We start from the raw sequence: 15,943 nt of genomic DNA, 5'->3' as shown, positions 1-15,943 counted from the left end.
TCCATCGTCGTTGTCACGGACCGTGCGTTCAAGGTCGCCGAGGCGAGTTGCTCGGCGCCCAACGTCCGCTCATGCCGAATGCAGGATGTCTGGTCATCCTCGGAACGATGCTGACTGACACCCCGAGGATTGCACACGGCCGCAGCGGGACCGATCGAAACCGGTCACCGCCGCTTCCTCGATGACGGCTACCGGCCGAGCGTCCACGCGGATGCGTAGCTGACATCGAACAGCCCGTGCTCCGGTGCATAGATAGCGGCGTGGTCTGCGGTGGTGAACGACCGCGACTGTGCCTGCGGCTGAGGGACCGCCTCGGCTCGGTAGACGGCCACCACTCGACCGTCACCATCCACGACCGGAATGGTTGTAGGGATCGCCGATCCTTGAGCGAATTCGATCGCGGGCTGATCTTGGGAATACGCCAGTGACAGCGTGGCTGCCTGGTTGGGTGTGGTCTGCTGAGCTTCGTTTTCTGACATCGAGCGGCCTCCATACAAAGGTCGGATTGACACCAACGAGCGTCCAGATCACCTTACGTACAGGATGATTGACACATGTGGGAACGGCTCACCAACACCCTGAAGAGTTGCCCCGAGACAGTCGGCGCGCTGGCCGCTTCGCCGTTGCAGTGAGTGCGCTCTCAACGCACTGTCAGCCGCATACCGCTCGCTCTCGATGACAGATGTCCTGATCAAGTGGCAGATACGGTGGTCAGCCACAGATCCGGACAAAGTCGTCTACCTGCATATCCCAAGAGGGTAATCGAACATATGAGCGAATCATGGGGCGGGGTGGGTGGTTGGCCGGACCGTGGTCGACCCCTGCCGGCTCTACGGGGTCCGTGGTGGCTGGGCCGAGGCTGCGCCGCAGGCCTGCGGCAACGGGCATCCGCTGCGACGCAACGCGATGGTGGGTTCGGTGCCGTGCGGGCAACACGGGCACTACCGCAGTTGCAGGTGCTGCACGTGCGGGCACGAGATCATCTGGCCGACACTCGATGAGGCCTGTCGCACCCCGCACTGACCGTTAGCGCGGGTGTCGTCGTCGGGCCCACGGGGTGCGGGGGTCATGGGATCACCGGCGCGGCGTGGCGGATCAGGATCAGCGTGGAGCGCACGGCGGCCAACGCGTCAGGTGACCCGGCCCCATCGCGGGCGGCGCGGGTTTCACGCCGTGCCCCGTGATACAGCGTTGGCAGGGATCCGGCCTGGCGTGCCAGCGCGCACGCAGCTGTGCCAGTCCACGTTCCACCTGCAGGTCGTCCAGGACAGAAACAATGAAGTGCGCGCAACGGCTGGTCAGTGGGCATTTTTCCCGGTTTGGTCTGTGTTACACCGTGGTTGATGCTTGGCTTGGTCGCCGCTCGATACCCCGCCACGAAGGGAGTACGACCATGACCGAGCCCGACGGAGTGACCATCAAGTTGCGTGAGGACCAGATCGAGACAGCACCACTGTCGGAGAGCTCCTCAGGTTCTGGCCAGATCACGATCACCCGCGATGGAGACAAGCGCGCAGCGTTCACCGACTGGATTGAACAAACCTCCGACGGCCAGCAGGCGCCGTTGACCGTGACCGTGTTAGACGAGCAACGCCAGCAGGTTCGGCGGATCCACCTGTCGAACGCATGGGCTTCTCGGTGGGAAGGACCTTCGCTGCACGCAGGTGACAGCGGCGTGGCCATCGAGAGTGTCACGATCACGTACGAGGACATCACCGTCGATTAGTCGACTGTCCACCGCATGACCGCCAACACCCCGACTACGGGATCCGTCGCGGGGTTGGTTGGGCCAGTTATAAGAACCGGCCTCATGAGGTGTGTCTGTCCTGGAGGATGTATCGCAAGGCTGTACTGAGCACTCTAAGAGGAGGCGAAGGACATGGCTGAACTGAACTCGAAGGGCCCAGCACCGGTAAGTCTGCCTGTTGACCAGGCCCAGACCGAGAACGGCGGCAAGCCCGCAACATTGACTCTTACCTACACCGACCGAGGTCCGGTTCTGACTGCGACTGATGGCAATGTCATTCCGGGACCGATCCCGGTTGTCGATAGCGCCGGTAATCTGGTCGCCGAATGCGTCGTGACAGCACCTCGTAGCCACGAAAGACTCCCCGTAGTCGTCTGGATCTACGGAGGGGGATTCCTGATCGGGGATTCCTCCACGTGGGACGCGAAGTAGGAGCGCCCTTCAGGTAGGCGCTGACCTGCACATCCGTTGGTTTCCGCGCCATTTCTACCGGAACCCCCGCAAACCCGAATAGCCCACCACCGCCCCCGCTGGCCGGGGGCAGGGTGCGCCCAACGCCGGTCGATGGCGGTCGCGGTCTTCGCGGCCGCCATCTCCTGATCGCGCAGACGGGTTGCGTGCGAGATTCGTGGCATGGCAGGTCCTTTCGACGGATATAGCAGGTCAGTCGCAGCGTCACGGCTTGGTGAGACCGCCGCGGCGCCTTGGGTGATCCGCAGCAACTCAAGCGGGCGAGGCTGCCGCAGGCGAGTCACCCGATAGCCAACGCCGGGTGTCGAGAATCTTGATTCTCGACAGGTCCGTCCTGCGCGTACGCGGGGTGAGACCCCACGGCTGCACACAGCTGTCACCGAACCGCTGACGCGCCGTCGACGGAAGCCATGCCGCGCGCGCGACCCGAAATCAGGGGAGTGCGCTATGGATTCCGCTAATCTCAGGGCGCGTTTTCCAGCACCGCGCGGTAAGCGGGCTGATCGCGGTCTCACCCAGCTCATCTACGGGCTGGTGCTTTGTTCTCCCTGGACGTCGGTCGATGTTGGTTGGAGGGCACGTGCGTAGTTCATCTGTAGGGGTCGCAACCGTGGTGTGTCACGGTAGAGGCAGCGGTTCGTCGTCACGGAACGGGCGGTGCCGACGATGATCGGAACCGTTTTCGAGCTGGTTGTCCGTACGGGTGTGGGGGGCCTGCTGGTCCTGGCCGGGTTCGCGAAGTTCTCGACTTCGGCGTCGTGGCGGGTGGAGTGGCTCGATTCCTACAAGCTGCTTCCGCGTCCGGCTCTCCGTTTGGGAGCGTGGCTGATCCCGGCGGCAGAGCTGGTGGTGGGAATGATGTACGTGCTCGGCGCCTTCGGTCGTAGCGGGGCGGTCGCTGCTGCGGCGGTGCTGGCGATGGTGACTGGCGCGGTGGTGATCGCGTTGATGCGCGGGCAACAGGTCTCGTGTGGATGTCTGGGCAAGGTGGGGACGCTGGTGTCGTGGCCGGTCGTGGCACGCAACCTGGTGCTCATCACCGTGGTGGGCTGGACCGCGGCGCGCGGAATGTCCGGGCCGACCATCACCGGATTCTCCCTGGCGATCCAGATCACTGTGATCGGTGCCCTCGCGATCGCGTTGGGCCTGTTGGCCTACCGACGCCGCCCGCCCGAACTCGTGCACGACCCGTTGGTGCACACGCATGCCCAGGACCCAACGGAACCGGCCGATTTGCCCTTCCCGCACTCGCCCTCGGCTCAGGAGGCCCACTCGTGACCACACGTCGTGACCTGCTCCGCCGCATCGGAGTCACCGCCGTTCTCACCACCGCCATGTCGGCGCTCACTGCGATCTTCCCCGAAATCGCCAACGCCGCTAGCACATACAACGGTTGCCAGTGCCGGCCGGGGGCAAATGCGGGCGTGTATTGCGGTTGGTGTGACGCCGTCACCAATACCGGCAACGGTGGTGCCTGGTCCGACGTCTACCTGTGCAGCAACAGCGGGTCTTGCTGCCGCTACGGGCCTCGCCCCAGTTGCGCCGACTCACAGAACTATTCGCCGTGCGGCTGATGGGCTGCTGATCTACGGCTAACCACCGATGCGCGACACAGGGGTCCTCGATCTGCCTGATCGACTTGCATAGCCGGAATCGGCAGAATCATCGTCAGACTCGCAGGGGTGTTCCCTGGTTGCGGGCATCTGCACACGACTGCACGGGGGGTTCGTTGACTAGCCAAGTGGTTCCGATCGCACTGGGGTTCGTACTGACGACGATCATCGGTGGTGTCTTTGCGAGCTTCCTGCAGCAACGCGCGTGGCGACATCAGAATGCCGAGCGGCTGCGCCAAGAGGATCTGGGTAGAGCCAGTGACGTCTGCCGGACCACCTCGGCACTAGTGGACAAACGCGCGTATCGGATGCAGCGACTGCTGTGGTCGGTCACCGGGTATGCCGAGGGGCGAGTCGCCCTGGAGCTGCTCGAGAGCCGCCTCGTCGAGTACGACAGCACGCTTGTCGAATGGAACGACGAGCTGAACAGCCGCCTCGCGGTGGTAGGTGCCTACTTCGGCCGCGATATCCGGGACTTCGTGGACACGACTGTGTATCCGGCATTTGCACAAGCGGGCGGCCGACTTGAGTTACTGGTACGGGCGGCGCGAACTGGGGCAGAACACCTCGATAGTGATGAGATAGCAGCCGCGAGAGCCGAACTCGTAGCGCTCAACAGCGCCGCTTACCGTCTCGGCTTCGCCATGATGGTCCGCATCCGCCAAGGCCGAGTCGGAAGGCACGCTGTCGGTCTGCTCGATGAAATTGACCTCAACGCTGGGTGACTGGACCCGGATGCGGCGCAGGGTCGCATCCGCGTCGCTTCGCGAACCTTGGTGTCGAGAATCGTTCGGTTCTCGACAGGTCCGCCGACGTGTCAATAGTCGGAGTCCTGTTCAGTGCTGACCTGCGAATTCCGCTGCGGCTGAACGGGACTAGCGATCATCGGTGTGTCCCGAGCTCCTCGGCAGTACCGTGCTTTCAGCTCGTACTCGTCTTCAGCACGGGGGTTGCGGGATGGTCGGACAGTCAGCGTTGCCCGAGCGTGGTGTTCTGACCGCCGACGAAACGCGGTGGCAGACCGCGGTGGCCCGCGCGAAGGTCATCGGTCCTCTCGCGGAATCGGACCGGGTGAGCGTCGCGGCCGCCGACCAGGCCGCTGACCAGCTCGGGGTCACTCAACGGCAGGTGTATGCGCTGGTTCGACGCTGGCGTGCGGGCGACGGGGTGGCGGCTGCGCCACCGGGAATGCGCCCGCGCCCAAGGCTTTCCCGATTCCTACCGCTTCGCCACCCTGCGCGATGCTCGCCGTGAACTCGGCCCCGACGTCCAGTCGATCGGCAGCACCCGCGACGTGGTCAAACGCCAGATCGGAAACGCCGTCCCGGTCAAGCTGGCCCGCTGGCTGGGCACCCGCGTCGCCGCCGGGCTGGCCAGCAGCGCGGCCGCCGCCTGAAGCTGAGCCTGCCGACCGAGCGTTCGTAAAACGACCGTGAATCCTGGTCACCTGAGATCCGAAGATGTTCGTATCGGCGGACTTTAACGCCGTGATCTTGGTTGCGTGGAGGGCAGGGCTGTATCGCCGCGAACACCGAGTTCGGTGCGCATCGCGGCGTGCAGCGCGCGGCGCAGCGGCGACCCGGCGGCCAGCTCCCGTTCGAAGGCTTCGCTATCGTGCTCTTCGGCCGCTTTCGCCAGATCCCACAACTGTGCCTGCGCGGCGTCCGCGGCTGCTGAAACGCTGGCACTGGCGGTGATCTGCAGCGTGTGGAATGCGCGATTGAAGTCGGTCGACTCCGATGGGGCGAAGGCTTCGATCAGCGTGGCGGGCGTGGAGGCTTCGCTGCACTCGTTCCGGAATACGAGGATTCGATCACGCAGCGCGGTGTAGGCCGAGAGATAGTCGACGAACGACTCGCGAACCTCTTGCCGGATCTTGTCGTCAGCAGCGGATTCCAGCTGTCGTTGGGACGCGAGACGCTGATTACGGCTGGTCAATGAGCTCGTGGTGATGCCTCCGACGGTACTCACAACCACACCTGACAAGGTGCCGAACACTGCAATCCACGCCGGGTCCACGAGCTCATGGTAGGTCAGTAGCAGCCGATCCTTGCGTGGCCGCCGAGCTCCCGACCTCTGGTCGGTGCGCGCGCTGAAGGAGAAGGCGCGAGGCGGACGTTCAGAAAACGACGGTTTACCGGCGACCTAAGCCTTGGAGCTCGACCAGCGCTGGCGCCGCCATCATGGGACCGTGTCCTGGTGACAGAGCAGTACGCTTCGGCAACGCCCGATAGCTCCGAGAGCAAACGGGCCAAGCTGTGGAAGGTCGCCGCGATCGTCTTGGCCGGTCTGTACCTGGCCACCATCGTCAGAATGATGGTCAGCGGGGACTGGAGCGACCATGTGGCATGGCGGATGGTCGGCCTGATCACCCTCGCAACAGGTGTGTTGCTTTTGATCGCGATTGCTCTCGCGCCCGCGCCGAGGCCACAGCAAAAGCGCTGGCCGATACGGCGAAAGGCTGCAACAGTCATTGTCATCGTCCTGGTGCTCGGCGGGACGATCCGGTGGATCAGCACCGATGCCGGTGATCCACTTGCCCAGGTGCTTCTGCAGACCGGTGCGCTCGCTGCGATGCTGCTGTCCATTGCCGGATGGCTACCGCTCGGGTCCCTTCGTCGTTGAACGCATCTGTGCGCTGCGGATGCCGCCCCTGGGGTGTTCGGAAAACGAACGTTTACCGAACACCCCGACCGCGGGCGGGCGTCGTCGGCGGTGTCAATAGTCGAAGTCCTGTTCAGCGCTGACCTGCGAATTCCGCTGCGGCTGAACGGGACTAGCGATCATCGGTGTGTCCCGAGCTCCTCGGCAGTACCGTGCTTTCAGCTCGTACTCGTCTTCAGCACGGGGGTTGCGGGATGGTCGGACAGTCAGCGTTGCCCGAGCGTGGTGTTCTGACCGCCGACGAAACGCGGTGGCAGACCGCGGTGGCCCGCGCGAAGGTCATCGGTCCTCTCGCGGAATCGGACCGGGTGAGCGTCGCGGCCGCCGACCAGGCCGCTGACCAGCTCGGGGTCACTCAACGGCAGGTGTATGCGCTGGTTCGACGCTGGCGTGCGGGCGACGGGGTGGCTTCGGACTTGTTGCCGCGCCGCTCATCCGGCGGCCGCGGTGGTGCCCGCCTTCCCGACGAGGTCGAACAGATCATCCGCAAGGTCCTGCGAACCCGGTACCTGACCAGGCAGAAACGGTCGGTGACCGTGATCTGCCGCGAGATCACCCGGGAGTGTCGGATCGCCGGATTCAAGCCGCCGTCGCGCTCGGCGGTCACGCGCCGGATCCGCCGATTGGACCCGGTCAAGGCCACCACTGCCCGCCAGGGCACCGACGCGGCCCGCGCGCGGCGGGCGGCCGGCGGATCCACCCCGGCGGTGGACGGGCTGTTGGAGCGGGTCCAGATCGACCACACCCCAGCGGATGTGATCGTGGTCGATGATTTTCACCGGCTGCCGATCGGGCGCCCGTATTTGACCGCGGCGATCGACGAGGCCACCCGGTGCGTGCCGGGACTGGTGATCACGTTGGAAGCACCGTCGGCGACCTCGGTCGGACTGTGCTTGGCGCACATGGCGATCGACAAACGCCCCTGGCTGGAACGCTTGAGGGTCGACGCGGAGTGGCCGATGGGCGGCAAACCGGTGCAGCTGTATGTGGACAACGCCGCGGAGTTCAAGAGCGAGGCCCTGCGGCGTGGCTGCGAGCAGCACGGCATCGGTGTGGACTACCGACCGCCGGGGCGGCCGCACTTCGGCGGGGTGATCGAGCGGCTGATCGGCACCATGATGACGATGGTGCACGAGCTGCCCGGCACCACCTTCTCCAACACCGGAGACCGTGGCAGCTATGACAGCGACGCGAAAGCTGTTCTCACCCTGGGCGAGTTGCAGCGGTGGATGGCGTTGGCGGTGGCCTGCTACCACGGTCGACCGCACGAGGGCCTGGGTGGGCGGACTCCTGCCGGGGTGTGGGCGGAGCGGTCCGCGGTCCAGGGCGCACCGGCGACGGTCATCAACGAGACCGCGTTCCTCGTCGACTTCCTGCCGGTGATCCGGCGCAGCCTGTCGCGCACCGGGTTCACTGTCGACCACGTGCAGTACTACGCCGATGTGCTGCGGCCGTTGATCGCCCGCCGTGAGCGGCTGGACCGGTTCGTGCTGCGCCGCGATCCCCGCGACATCTCTCGGATCTGGGCGCTGCACCCCGAAACCGGCGAATACCTGGAGGTGCCGTACCGCACGTGGTCGCGACCGGCGATCAGTGTGTGGGAACACAGCGCCGCGGTAGCCCGGCTGCGCGAGCAGGGCCGTGCCGAGATCGACGAGAATGCCCTGTTCTCGATGGTCGAGCAGATGCGCGCCATCACCGAGACCGCCGCCGCGACCAGCCGCAAGGCCCGGCGAACCACCGCCCGCCACACTACGGTCCGGGCGCAGCGACCTGCCCGACCCGAACCGCCACCGACCCCACCGGCGGCCGCCGCACCGGCGCCGGTGCGGCCGTTCGAGGTGATCGAGCAATGGTGATCGGCGAGCCGGTCGACCTGTCGCACCTGCATCCCTCGGCGCACCGGATCGCGATGCTTCCGGCCACTGAGCGGGTGCGCCACGTGCGCGCGGATCGCTGGATCGGCTACACCCGCGCCACCGAGGCCCTGGCCCAGCTCGAAGACCTGCTGACGATGCCGTCCAAGCAGCGGATGCCGAACCTGTTGCTGATCGGGCCGACCAATAACGGCAAGTCGATGATCATCGAGAAATTTCGCCGTGACCACCCGCCGATCTCCCACAACGACCACGAGGAGATCCCGGTGCTGGCGGTGCAGATGCCGTCCGAGCCCAGCGTGCTGCGCTTCTATGTCGGGCTGCTGACGGCGATGGGAGCGCCGGTGCGGGCCCGCGCGCGGCGTCTGGCCGATGTCGAAGAGCTGGTGGTGCGGCTGTGCCGGGCGTGCGGGGTGCGGATGCTGGTGATCGACGAGCTGCACAACGTGCTGGGCGGGCGCAGCAACACCCAGCGCGAATTCCTCAACCTGCTGCGGTTTCTGGGCAACAGCCTGCGCATCCCGCTGGTCGGGGTCGGCATCCGCGACGCCTACCTGGCCATCCGCTCCGACGACCAGCTCGAGAACCGGTTCGCGCCGCTGGCCCTGCCGCGCTGGGAACCGGGCGAGGAAGCGTACGCGCTGCTGGCAAGCTTCGCCGCGGCGCTGCCTCTGCGTCGCCCCTCGCCGATCGCCGACCAGGAGATGGCGCGCTACCTGCTGACCCGGTGCGAGGGCACGATCGGGGAACTGTCGGCGCTGCTCGCCGATGCCGCCGTCGCCGCGATCGAGACCGGCGAGGAGGCGATCAACCAGCGCACCCTGCTGCTGGCCGAATACGCGGGACCGACCGAACGCCGGCGAAGCTTCGAACGCGAACTCACATGAGCGCACCGACGCGCTGGCCGCTGCACCCGCCGCCGGGAGAGCTGGAGTCGCTGTCGTCGTGGCTGGCGCGCATCGCCGAGTTGTACCGGATGCCCGTGCCCGAGCTGGTGGGCCCGAATCTCGGTGTACTCACCGAGATCCCGGACCGTCTCGACGAGGATGCGCCCGCGGAGCTGCTGCGCGCGTTGGCGACAGCGACGGCGGTGCCTCTCGCGCGGTTGAAGGCGATGACGCTGCCCGGGTGGGTGCCGTGGCTGTTCGACAGCTTCCCGATGCCCGAACGCGACGGCGAGGACACCTTCTACAGCTACGTGCGCCAGGACTCGGTCCTGCTCGCCCCCGGTGAGGCGACCCGGTTCGAGGCGACGCGGCGGCGCGCCTGGCGTGGTCCGTGGATTCCAGAGACCTGGATGGATCGGTCGTGCCCGCTATGCACCGCCGACCCCGACCCGCACCGTAGTTGGGTGTGGACGTTGCCGTTGGCCATCGGCTGCACCATCCACCGGCGTCGGCTACTGCGGCGCGAGGAACTGCTCACCGCCGAGCTGGCCGGAGCCGATATCGTCGGTGCCCCGATCGCCGAACCGGTTGCCACACTGGAGAACTACACCCACCAGGGGCTGACCACCGGCTCGGTCAGGCTGCCGGGCCGCCGCGTGCACGTGGCGGTGTGGTTTCGGCTGCTGCGCACCCTGCTCGACGAACTGAGCCTGTCCACCACCGGCCTGAGCAGGGCATCGGCCCGCATCCTCACCCAGGTGTGGCAGGTTGCCGAGCTGACACCGCGCGCCGGGATCCGCATCTGGCAGCCCTACGAACTTCTGCCCTGGACTCGCCAGGAGGGCCTGCTCACCGCGGCCGCCGTCGCGGTGGACCTGGTCGCGCAGCGGCGACTTCGACCGCGAGGAAGCCTCGCCGCGGTGCTGGCCCCGCCGCACGCCGAACCGGTCTATCCCGGCGAGGACCCTTGCCGCACCCCCGACAGCCCTGCGGCCCGCTCCCGGATCCTCGACACCCGAGCGCTGTATCGCCGCGCCGACTACAGCGAGCTGTTCGACGAACTCGCCCGCGGGGTGCGCACCGACCCCGACACCGCCCGCCGGGTGCTGGTCTTCCTCACCGCAACCGACCCGAGCCCGGCCAACCTCGACCGCGAGCGCGACATCCTGATCCGAGACACCGGCATGCCACCGGACTTCGTGCGGACCCGCGCCGAAACCGAGACGCTGCTGATCCTGCACGGCCACGACCCCGGTGAGATCACCCGCGTACTCACCGAGTTCTCGGCCGAGTCCCCCTCACACAGAATCAGCGGACCGGCCGCGGACCTGTTCGTTCCCGACGACCTCGCGCGACTGCGCGCCCGCCTGGATCGGTGAACGGTGCGCATCGAGGATCAGTTCGCCGCCTCGCCCAGGACGGGCCCCCATCGTGCTCTCCACAGAGATGGGCTTGGGGCGACTACTCGGCGGCGGGGAGAAGACCGCGGTGTTCGGCCTCCGGACGGTATTCGGCTGCTGCAGCACGAAGCTCGGCGACCGCCTCGTGAGCGCCTGCTGGTCGTACTGCTGCGCCCGTCGGCGTTCTTCGGCAGGTATTGGCGCAGTAGGCGATTGGTGTTCTCCTTCGTGCCTCGTTGCCAAAGGCTGTGGGGTTGGGGTCGCCGTGATATCGGTCGGTTCCGATGGGTGAATAGGGCTAACCGCAGGGTGCGGGCGAGTCAGCCCTAGGGGTGGTGTTTCCCATGCGCCGGTGAGTCAAGAATTGCAGATACCTACACAAACAGCTTTCGGAGCGAACGGTCACGATTGAGTTCTGAATTTTGGTCATCAAGGCAACTTTGAATGCTACGCACACGCGGGAGATGATTGTTATGCCACAGCAGCACGACTGGCGTTGGTGCCGCAAATGCCAAGGTTTGTTCTTCGGAGGCAGGCCGGGTTCGAGGTGCCCGGCGGGCGGCGCGCACGAACGCGCCGGGAGCAGCAACTACAGCCTTGCCTTCGATCTGCCCGCCACCAACGGATGGCAGAGCGACTGGCGTTGGTGCAACAAGTGCCAGGGTTTGTTCTTCGGAGGCAGGCCGGATCCGAGTTGCCCGGCGGGCGGTGTGCACGAACGCGCCGGGAGCAGCAACTACAGCCTTCGCCAAGCCAGCGTGATCGTGGATCGGATGGCGCTTCCTAATTCTGGCGACGAGTGGGGATCTGAAGATGTCTACATGCTGACCTTTCGCGGGAGCGTTCCCGCTGACGGTGGCGTCAATTCCGAAACGCAGTTCACAGTTCGAGGCCCAGGGGCCTATTGGAACAATTTCACCAACGGGGACGTACGTAATCGCGATATCGCGATCGCTGCTTACGAACCCGACTCGTTGTATATTGTCTCGCTGATCGAGGAAGACGGGGAACGAGACGTAACTGAGGAGATCGAAAGCGCTTACAGGACCGGACTCGACGTGGTATGGACCGCCGCGCTCGCCCGTACAGTCGGGCAGTCGATAAACGATCGGATCGAAGTCCTTGCCAGCGCAGTAATCGAAGCGCTTCACGGTACTAGCGGTATTCTTACGAACATCCCCGTTCTTGGTGACGACGACCAGCTCGGAAGACCACAGCGACTGGTTCTGCCTACGAACAGTCTTCAGGCGGTGTTGGACTTCAAAGGCGAAGGCGCAAGATACCGAGCCACCTTCAAGGTGGAATGATCTGCGAGGGTGGCTCCCAATCTCGTTGCGGACGGAATCGGACCGGGTGAGCATCGCGGCGGCCGACCAGGCCGCCGACCAGTTCGGGTCACTCAACGGCAGGTGTATGCGCTGGTCCGGCGGTGGCGTGCGGGCGAGGGGGTGGCGTCGGACCTCCACGCCGACATGATCATCCACGCGGTGATGCAATGATCCTTTGCGCCCAGGACCGCCTACCAAACACTCCTGCGCGGCGCTGCCAGGGTGTTTCATAGGTGATCACTCATGAAACATCCGGTACGACGAACGACATCCAGGGCTATCGGTGTTTCATAGGATGTTGCATAGATCCCTGCATTTGAAACGCACCTATGAAACACTGTGGGGGTGAGCGACGACGACTTCCTCCGCGTGGAGGCCCACGACTGCCCGATGTCGAGCTGCGCCGCACCGGCCGGATCCCCGTGCCGCACCGGCAAAGGCAAAGTCGCCATCGGCTACCACACCGCCCGCTTCCGCCTCGTACCCTCGCTCGCGAAGTCGCTCACCGTGGCCACGCCGGCACTGCGGTGCCCGGGCACGGTGTGGACCGAACTACCCCGCCCGGCCGCCGCCTCCGACGAGACGGGCGCGCACGTGCGTCTCGGCTACGCCCGCGCCTCTACCGTGCGCCAGTCCCTGGACACTCAACTCGATTCCCTGCGCGCGGCCGGGATCGGGCGGATCTTCTCCGAGAAGATCTCCACCCGCGCCCTGGTCCGCCCCGAGCTCGACCGCGCGGTCGCCCTGGCCCGGGAGATCCGCGCCTCCGGTGCCGCGGTCACCCTGGTCGTGCACGAACACAAACGCCTCGGTCGCGGCATCGAACTGGCCGCCCTGGCCGAACAGCTCAAGGCTGCCGGCATCGGCCTGGAATTCCTCACCGGCGAACTCCAAGGCTCCCACGACCCGTCCGGACTGGTCTTCACTGTCCTGGCCGCCCTGTCCGGCATGGAACGCGAATACATCCGCGACCGCACCCTCGAAGGCCACGAATCCGCCCGTGGCCGCGGAAAATCCATCGGCGGTGTCACCGTCGTCGACGAGACCATGCTGGCGATGGCGTTGCACCTGCGCGCCAGCGACCTCAGCCTGCGCGACATCGCCGCGCGGCTGGTCATCACTTCCGGCAAGAAGAAAGGCCAGCATCCCTCCCCGGCCACCGTGATGCGGCTGCTGCGCGAGCACGATCGTGCCAAAGGACACGTGCCTGCCACCTGGACGGTCGGTCGCACGTAGTTACAGGGATTCGGCGAAGAACCCGTGGTTGTCGCCGTTGAAGACTGCTCTAGCGGGGTCGTTGGCGGCGAGGTTCTTGCAGGCGGTTTGGCCGTTGGCGTAGTCCTCGGTGTAGTGGCGGGAGTGGCTCCATTCATGGATGAGTGTGCCGATTTTGCTGTCGAACCCCGATAGGGGGCGGCCGAAGAACTGGTTGCACAGCCACACGGTGCCGGAGTCGTCGTAGGTGTAGGCGACGTAGGAGGGGGCGCAACCTTGGCGGGTGAGGTCGTAGGTGGGAGTGATGGGGAACATGGCGCTGGGCAGGGTGCTGTAGGTGGTGAAGTGCGAGGTGATCACCTGATAGCGGGTGGGCCCGAGGACACCGAACAGATTGCCGTCGGTGCCAAACCATTGGGCATAGCGCTGGTTGACGGCGACGCTGGTGGTGGTGAGTTGCTGCACGGCGGCTGCGGCACGGGCGATCATGGCGTTGTGGGCGGTGAGGACATCGCCGCGCTCGACGCCGGTGCCGCCGACGAAGTCGGGGCCGAAGATCCGCACACCGGGTTCGGCAGCGCGTTGCTGTTCGGCGGTGCGGGCTTGCTGCCCGAAGGTGAGGGCGGGCGCGTCACCGGGGGTGACCGTGAATTCGACGCTGGCAGCTGGGAGTGGATGCTGGGCGTGTTCGGCTAGAGATCTGGCGGGGCGTTCGGTGCCCGGGTCCACCGCTCGTGCGTCGGACAGGACGGTGGCGAGGGTGGCGCGGTAGTGGCCGGGTTCTTCGATGCGGTACAGACGCGCGATATCGATGTCGGCGGTACGCGATTGCCCGGGCGCGAGGGCGAGGTAGTCGGAGTCAGCGGGGTTGCCGCGTTGGACGTGGCGCCCGTCATATCGGACGGTGATGCCGTCACGGGTGAGGACGAGGAAGTTGAGAGGGTCGCCAGCCAGTGGTGTGTTCCAGGTGAGCAAGGCATAGGTGTGGTTTGCGGCGTTGCGAATGGCGAACGTGAGCACGATGGGTTCGCCAAGCCTGTAACTGGTGCGGCCCTGCAGCGAGCATTCGAACGGTTGATTGTCGATCATGTTCCCTCCTGGATGGGTCCGCGTTCACACGCGCGATATGTATGAGGGTGTGGGGGCGGTGGAAGGGCGGCAAGAGTAATGCGGTACCTGTTGTTCGACTCATCGCTCCTTTTCGACGAATCGAGCGGATAGAACAAATCAGACCGCACAGAACTCGGCATTTCAGTGCGTTTTCCACCCTCCCGACCGAACGGAGCCACCGGCCGGATCCGAGATGTCGGGCCTGCTGAAGTCCACTCCGCACATCGCTGAACGTGACTTCGAACATCGACACGACGCTATCGAACGGGCGATTCTGGGCGTCGGAAATCGTGTCGAGATCCGCGTCGGATGCAGGGGTAGGCATGTTCGCCCGGGCCGAGGGACCGAACAGGATCTCAACGCCAGGGCGAGGTACCGCCCGCGACTGTCGGTGAAGCTCGCTACTGTCAACGCTGTGTTCGACACCGTCAGCCGAGGCCCTGATTACCTGCTGCGTTGGCCGCGCGATCTTTTCGTCCTCGAGGCGAAGGCGATCCTGGCCGCTGCTCACGCCGCCCACGGAAAGTCGGACTGGAACAGCGAGGTGAGCCTCTTGCTGAGCGAAGCTTTCGCGGCCGACACACCTCGCAACGACTTCGAAGGCATCACTGAGGGCACGATTTGGGGGTCAGCGCCTTCGTCTGATCCGTGGGAGGACCTCGGCACGCAGAGTCGTTCGCGCCAGACAGATTTGAAGCGGGAGTTCCTCGAAGATCTCATCGCTGCGGCCCCGAAACTCACCGAGCAGCACACACCGCGGCCCTACTACTCGCAACGAAAGACGGCAGCAGCCAACCCGACGCCGGCAGTAGAGCGAGATCTCGACTCAGCCCAGCGTGACTGGCGCTCTGCGGTCGAGGACCTTCAGCAGCGCGGATATCTGGGGATGGTGGCACCGGACCCCTGTGTGGACGACAACTACCCAGGGGCGTTTCCGGATGCGATTCTCGATGCTTTGATCGAGGAGCGCATCGGGAAGAAGAACTTGTGGTCTCCCCGTCCTGAGGCCTGGGATGAGGAGACATTCTTCGACCTTGTCGAGATCTTCCACGACCTGGTCTCGCGACCTCGGCGGCGCCACTTCCACTCCTTCAATGGCTGTGGCTGGCACTACTCAGCGTTCACTCCGCGACCGGCGCAGGCTCTCTACGGTTGGTCGGTCAACCGGCTCTTGGCACGTAACGGCATCGGTCTGCGCTTGGCGACGGACGGGGAAGATCTTGGTCGCTTAGTCCATGAGGTCGACGAAGCCCGCGCAGATCTGGTCGAAGCTGCGCTGGCCACAACCGACCCGGACCGCCGAGCCGTTACTGCCCACGCGATCGCGCTGTTCCGAAGTCGCAGTGCCGGAGTGGAAGACAAGCGCAGTGCCTGTGTGGCATTGGCGAGTCTGCTCGAGGAGCGACGCGACTTACTTAAGCAAGAACTGTTCAGTACCGATGAGGGCGCTCTGTTCCTGATCGCCAACAAGTTCGCGATCCGCCACCGCAGGGCTGACCAGCACGCCGACTACGACTCTGCCTACCTCGACTGGATCTTCTGGTGGTTCCTCTCCACAGTCGCGCTGATCGACAAGCTCCTGACCTCCCAAGCCTCCGATCCGGCTATCAGCGGTTGATAGACGTAGAGGT

General features: G+C 65.4%; 17 protein-coding genes. 13 read left to right on the top strand and 4 right to left on the bottom strand.

Annotation, left to right across the window (positions count from 1 at the left end; all coding sequences use genetic code 11):
- Positions 1-188: 188 nt before the first annotated feature.
- Positions 189-479: a hypothetical protein gene (locus tag IEY60_RS00270; RefSeq protein WP_189022537.1), complete on the bottom strand. Its 291-nt coding sequence runs from the start codon at positions 477-479 to the stop codon at positions 189-191.
- A 914-nt stretch (positions 480-1,393) separates the two neighbouring features.
- Between IEY60_RS00270 and IEY60_RS00265 the strand changes: the two genes are divergently transcribed.
- From IEY60_RS00265 to IEY60_RS00245, 5 genes are all read left to right on the top strand, one after another.
- On the top strand, positions 1,394-1,726 hold the full coding sequence (locus IEY60_RS00265; protein WP_189022535.1) for a phage tail protein: 333 nt from the start codon (positions 1,394-1,396) through the stop codon (positions 1,724-1,726).
- A gap of 153 nt (positions 1,727-1,879) precedes the next feature.
- Positions 1,880-2,179, top strand: coding sequence for a carboxylesterase family protein (locus IEY60_RS00260; RefSeq protein WP_189022533.1), 300 nt, complete (start codon positions 1,880-1,882; stop codon positions 2,177-2,179).
- Positions 2,180-2,884: 705 nt separating this feature from the next.
- The gene (locus tag IEY60_RS00255; RefSeq protein WP_189022531.1) at positions 2,885-3,496 is read left to right on the top strand and encodes a MauE/DoxX family redox-associated membrane protein; all 612 of its coding nucleotides are present in this window, start codon (positions 2,885-2,887) and stop codon (positions 3,494-3,496) included.
- Positions 3,493-3,792, top strand: coding sequence for a hypothetical protein (locus IEY60_RS00250; protein ID WP_189022529.1), 300 nt, complete (start codon positions 3,493-3,495; stop codon positions 3,790-3,792). The genes IEY60_RS00255 and IEY60_RS00250 overlap by 4 nt, the downstream gene beginning before the upstream one ends.
- A gap of 167 nt (positions 3,793-3,959) precedes the next feature.
- A complete protein-coding gene (locus IEY60_RS00245; protein WP_189022527.1) occupies positions 3,960-4,556 on the top strand; it encodes a hypothetical protein in 597 nt (198 codons plus the stop codon).
- A 244-nt stretch (positions 4,557-4,800) separates the two neighbouring features.
- Here IEY60_RS00245 and IEY60_RS35455 read toward each other — a convergent pair whose 3' ends face one another.
- The gene (locus tag IEY60_RS35455) at positions 4,801-4,953 is read right to left on the bottom strand and encodes a hypothetical protein (protein ID WP_229739614.1); all 153 of its coding nucleotides are present in this window, start codon (positions 4,951-4,953) and stop codon (positions 4,801-4,803) included.
- 10 nt (positions 4,954-4,963) lie between these two features.
- On the opposite strand from IEY60_RS35455, the gene IEY60_RS00235 reads away from it, so the two are divergent.
- Entirely contained in the window at positions 4,964-5,227 is a 264-nt protein-coding gene (locus IEY60_RS00235; protein ID WP_189022525.1) for a DNA cytosine methyltransferase, read from the top strand.
- A gap of 83 nt (positions 5,228-5,310) precedes the next feature.
- Here IEY60_RS00235 and IEY60_RS00230 read toward each other — a convergent pair whose 3' ends face one another.
- Positions 5,311-5,850 carry a hypothetical protein gene (locus IEY60_RS00230; RefSeq protein WP_189022523.1) on the bottom strand — a complete coding sequence of 180 codons (540 nt, stop codon included), beginning with the start codon at positions 5,848-5,850 and terminating at the stop codon, positions 5,311-5,313.
- A 180-nt stretch (positions 5,851-6,030) separates the two neighbouring features.
- Here IEY60_RS00230 and IEY60_RS00225 point away from each other — a divergent pair, with 180 nt between their 5' ends.
- From IEY60_RS00225 to IEY60_RS00200, 6 genes are all read left to right on the top strand, one after another.
- Positions 6,031-6,456, top strand: coding sequence for a hypothetical protein (locus tag IEY60_RS00225; protein ID WP_189022521.1), 426 nt, complete (start codon positions 6,031-6,033; stop codon positions 6,454-6,456).
- A gap of 233 nt (positions 6,457-6,689) precedes the next feature.
- Positions 6,690-8,354, top strand: a complete 1,665-nt coding sequence (locus tag IEY60_RS00220; RefSeq protein WP_189022519.1) for a TnsB C-terminal domain-containing protein — start codon at positions 6,690-6,692, stop codon at positions 8,352-8,354.
- A complete protein-coding gene (locus IEY60_RS00215; RefSeq protein WP_189022517.1) occupies positions 8,348-9,259 on the top strand; it encodes a TniB family NTP-binding protein in 912 nt (303 codons plus the stop codon). Before IEY60_RS00220 ends, IEY60_RS00215 begins: the two co-directional genes overlap by 7 nt.
- Positions 9,256-10,638 carry a TniQ family protein gene (locus IEY60_RS00210; protein WP_189022515.1) on the top strand — a complete coding sequence of 461 codons (1,383 nt, stop codon included), beginning with the start codon at positions 9,256-9,258 and terminating at the stop codon, positions 10,636-10,638. The genes IEY60_RS00215 and IEY60_RS00210 overlap by 4 nt, the downstream gene beginning before the upstream one ends.
- Before the next feature lie 494 nt (positions 10,639-11,132).
- Positions 11,133-11,966, top strand: coding sequence for a hypothetical protein (locus IEY60_RS00205; RefSeq protein ID WP_229739450.1), 834 nt, complete (start codon positions 11,133-11,135; stop codon positions 11,964-11,966).
- A 366-nt stretch (positions 11,967-12,332) separates the two neighbouring features.
- Entirely contained in the window at positions 12,333-13,223 is an 891-nt protein-coding gene (locus tag IEY60_RS00200) for a recombinase family protein (protein WP_229739449.1), read from the top strand.
- Here IEY60_RS00200 and IEY60_RS00195 read toward each other — a convergent pair whose 3' ends face one another.
- On the bottom strand, positions 13,224-14,291 hold the full coding sequence (locus IEY60_RS00195; RefSeq protein ID WP_189022511.1) for a M35 family metalloendopeptidase: 1,068 nt from the start codon (positions 14,289-14,291) through the stop codon (positions 13,224-13,226). It lies immediately after the preceding gene.
- A gap of 436 nt (positions 14,292-14,727) precedes the next feature.
- Here IEY60_RS00195 and IEY60_RS00190 point away from each other — a divergent pair, with 436 nt between their 5' ends.
- The gene (locus tag IEY60_RS00190; protein WP_189022509.1) at positions 14,728-15,930 is read left to right on the top strand and encodes a hypothetical protein; all 1,203 of its coding nucleotides are present in this window, start codon (positions 14,728-14,730) and stop codon (positions 15,928-15,930) included.
- The last annotated feature ends 13 nt before the right edge of the window (positions 15,931-15,943 follow it).

Source organism: Nocardia rhizosphaerihabitans (genome assembly GCF_014646295.1).
Taxonomy (GTDB): Bacteria; Actinomycetota; Actinomycetes; order Mycobacteriales; family Mycobacteriaceae; genus Nocardia; species Nocardia rhizosphaerihabitans.
This window is presented reverse-complemented; position numbering and strand designations above follow the sequence as displayed.